Origin of the sequence: Mesorhizobium alhagi CCNWXJ12-2 (assembly GCF_000236565.1) — a bacterium.
Classification (GTDB): Bacteria; Pseudomonadota; Alphaproteobacteria; order Rhizobiales; family Rhizobiaceae; genus Allomesorhizobium; species Allomesorhizobium alhagi.
The window spans coordinates 1-3,830 of sequence record NZ_AHAM01000284.1; the positions used below are offsets into that span (position 1 = coordinate 1).

The 3,830-nt window shown below is 62.9% G+C and carries 3 protein-coding genes; all 3 read left to right on the forward strand.

Translation table 11 applies throughout. The annotated features are described in order from the left end of the window. A partial coding sequence (tssM, locus tag MAXJ12_RS29940) for a type VI secretion system membrane subunit TssM (protein WP_008839911.1) occupies window positions 1-1,881 on the forward strand: 1,881 nt, incomplete at its 5' end. A 73-nt stretch (window positions 1,882-1,954) separates the two neighbouring features. Beyond that, window positions 1,955-2,722 (forward strand): PP2C family protein-serine/threonine phosphatase, encoded by a 768-nt coding sequence (locus MAXJ12_RS29945; RefSeq protein ID WP_040588855.1) that lies wholly within the window; start codon window positions 1,955-1,957, stop codon window positions 2,720-2,722. Window positions 2,723-2,729: 7 nt separating this feature from the next. Further along, window positions 2,730-3,830 (forward strand): serine/threonine-protein kinase (locus tag MAXJ12_RS29950; protein WP_008839913.1); only part of this gene is annotated, 1,101 nt, incomplete at its 3' end.

Sequence of the window (3,830 nt, forward strand, 5' to 3'; positions counted from 1 at the left end):
CAGGCCAGCATTGGCGATCCGGGGATGCTTTACGAGCCGCTGAAAATATACCTCATGCTTGGCGGCCAAGCACCGCGGGTCGACGATGAACTGGTCGTTGCCTGGATCAAGCGCGACTGGGAGCACAACCGGTATCCGGGCTCAGCCAACCGCGCGGGCCGGGAGGAGCTTGAGACGCATCTGCGCGCCATGCTCGAGCTTGACGATGGTCAGGAGTATTCCTTCCTCCTCGATCGCCCGCTGATCGAGGCAGCGCAAAGATCTCTGTCGCGAATGGACGTACAGGAGTTCGCCTGGGTTCAGATCAAATCCGCAATCTATTCGGCTCAGCTTCAGGATTTTTCGCTTATCGCCAACGCAGGTCCGCACGCTGCGCAGGTTTTGGAGACGGTGGACGGTCGCGGGCTGGCGGCTCTGAAGGTGCCCGGCATCTACACCAACTCCGGCTTCAAGGATTTCATGCTGCCGCAGCTTGCGGCGGTTGCCGCGCGGGTTGTCGAGGATCAATGGATCATGGGGGCCGGCGGCGAGCAGGTCGGCGTCGAGCAGCAGTTAAAACGGCTCGGCCCGCTGCTGCTCGATCGCTATAGCAAGGATTTTATCGCAGCATGGACGGACATGCTGGACGATTTGAAGCTGAAACCGATGGCCGAGGACAGCCCGGAATACGCCTCGCTGGCGGCGGCGTCCTCGGCGACATCGCCGATCCGGCTGCTCGTCGAAGCGGTTTCCCGGGAGACCGGCGTGACACGAGTGGACGAAGGCGCGGCGGAATCTGACGAAGCGGCCAAAAAGCGCGCTGCCATGGTAGAAGGTCTGGCACGCATAGGCCTTGATATTTCGCAGGGCAAGTCTCAAGCACGCGCGGGTGGCGCATTCGCCAGAACCATGGCGCAGGCGCCGGGGGCCGGTATCGAAATACCGTTTCTGCCATTCCGGAGGCTGGTCGAAGGCGGTAGCGGGCGGCGGCCCATCGATGCTCTCGTCCAGAATTTCTATGAAATCTACCAGAGCTTGGTGCTGGCGGCCAACAGCCCGGCTCAAGCCGAGCGCGCGACCGCCAACCTGCAGCTCCAGGTTCTGAATTTGAGAGCAAACGCCTCGCGCCTGCCAAAGCAACTGGCCAGAATGATCAGTGCCGTGGCGGACGATCTCGAGGGCGATGTTGCAAGGAGCTCGCTTGCCCAGTTGAGCAATGCGCTTGCCGAGGCGGTCACCGGGCCTTGCCGGCAAGTCGTCACCGACACCTATCCGTTCACGCGCACTAGCTCGCGCGACATCTCCATCTCCGATTTTTCGAGACTGTTCGCGCCGAACGGCGAGTTCGACCGCTTTTTCGCCCAGCACCTGGCGCCGCTCGCCGACATCGGCGGCCCTGACTGGAAGTGGAGAGAGGACAGCCGCCTCGGCCGCGGCCTGTCCATGTCGACGCTGAGATCCTTCCAGCGTGCGGCAGCGATCCGCGATGCCTTCTTTCCGCAAGGAGAGGCGTTTCCGGCGATCGCCCTCACCTTCACGCCGTTCTCGCTGCACAGCGACGCCGACATGGCCCTGCTCAACATCAATGGACATATCGTGCAGAGCTATCAAGGCGGCAGTGCGCCGGCCAGCTTCAACTGGCCGGAAGACGGCAATTCGAACGCGGTCAATCTCAGCCTGTCGCCAGAAATCCCCGGCCGCGACTTCGAGGTAGAGTTCACGGGCCCCTGGGCGCTGATGCGCCTGCTGGACACCGGTACGGTCAGCCGCGACGGCGACAAACTGCAGGCGCGTTTCGTCATAGGCGGGCGTGATGTCGCCTATACTATTGAGGTCGGCGCAAGGCAAAACCCCTTTCTTCTGGAATCTCTTCGGGAATTCGCCTGCCCGGACGGCTTATGACTTACTCCCAGCCCGAAGCTGTGGCAGATTGCGCAATCTGCTCTTCGCTGAACGGGAGAGGCTTGGAGGCAAGTTGAGCGAGGTCGCCCTGCGAATCGAAAGCTACGGCGTCAGTCACAAGGGCTGCGTGCGCCTCGTCAATGAAGACAGGTTCCTGATCGAGCCCCAAAGCGGGCTTTGGCTGGTGGCGGACGGCATGGGCGGACACGCTGCCGGCGAGGCCGCCTCCTCCAGCATTGTCGAGCACCTCGCCACGATCGGGGTGGCAAGCTCCGCGCCGGATCTGCGCGCGCGGTTCGAAGATCGGCTGAGCCGGGCCCACGACGAAATCCGCAAGCTGTCGCAAGCGCGCGGCGCGACGATCGGCTCCACCATCGCCGCCCTGCTGGCCATTGAGGGCCGCTTCGCCTGCTTGTGGTCGGGGGACAGCCGCGTCTATCTGATACGCGACGGGGCGATATCCCAGCTTTCACGTGATCACACCGAGGTTCAGGAGCTCCTTGATCGAGGCGTGTTAAGCGCGGCGGAAGCGCGAACTTGGCCGCGGCGCAACGTCATCACGCGTGCCGTGGGCGTTACCGAGGAAATCGTCATGGATTTCAGACAGGGCGAGACCTTGCCTGGGGACATTTTCGTGCTTGGCACGGATGGATTGACCACGCATGTCGCAGATGCGGAAATCGAGGCTGCGGTGATATCGGCGGCACCCGAGGATGCCTGCGGACATCTCCTGGACACCGCGCTTTCGCGGGGTGGCACTGACAACGTCACCATTGTGGTGGTGCGCTTCACAGGAGCTGGACAGGCGCCTTCCACCCACCCTGGCGGCAACGGATCGTGACAACGCCATGAGTTTTGACGACAAGACCAGATTCCTGCCCGAAGCGGGCCGGGTTGCAACGGGCACCCAGCTCAGCGGGATTTACGAACTCGACGAGCATCTCGCATCGGGTGGCATGGGTGAAGTTTATCGCGGCCACAACATCCAGACTGGCGACTTGGTTGCGATCAAGATCGTGCTGCCGGAATTTTCGCGCGACCAGACCATTCTGTCGCTGTTTCGCAAAGAAGCCTCCGTTCTCAACCACCTGTCGCACGACGCCGTGGTGCGTTACCACGTCTTCACCATTGATGCGGGCATCGGCCGGCCTTACCTGGCGATGGAATTCGTCAACGGCGAGAGCCTCCATGACGTGATCCGCCGGGGACCGATGCCTGCCGACCAGGTTCGCAAATTGTGTCTGCGTCTTGCAGATGGACTGAGCGCCGTTCACGCAGCCAATACCTTCCACCGCGACCTCTCGCCCGACAATATCATCCTGCCGAGCGGACAGGTCGAGCGCGCCAAGATCATCGACTTCGGCATCGCCCGGTCCGCCAAGATCGGAGATGGAACCCTGATCGGAGGACGCTTCGCCGGCAAATACAATTACGTTTCGCCCGAACAGCTGGGCCTTTATGGCGGCGAGGTCAGCGAGCAGTCCGACATATACAGTCTCGGGCTGGTGCTTGCGGCGGCGCTGCAGGGCGCGCCTATCGACATGGCCGGGTCGCAGTCTGAAGTGGTCGACAAGCGCCGCATGCTGCCAGACCTCTCCGGGATGGATGCGGCATTGCGACCGCTCCTCGTCGCCATGCTGCAGCCGGATCCAAAGAACCGGCCAGCCAGCATGTCAGAGATCGTGGAGATTGCGCGGGCCGGTATGAGCGGGAGCCAGACCCCCAGCGCGGCCGTGTGGGGCGGCGAGGCGGAAGGCAGGCAAGCGCATCAGACAGCTGTCTCTCATCAGCACTCGATCGAAAGCCGGCCGCCGGGAATGACTTCGCCGTCGACGCAATCGGGGTCGGCTGGGAGCCATGAACCTTGGAACCCGGCGAGCGGGAGCCTAGGAAATTTCGTGCCGCATGCACCGCCGGCGCTTCACGGCCAGTCGCGGCCAGTCGCGGGC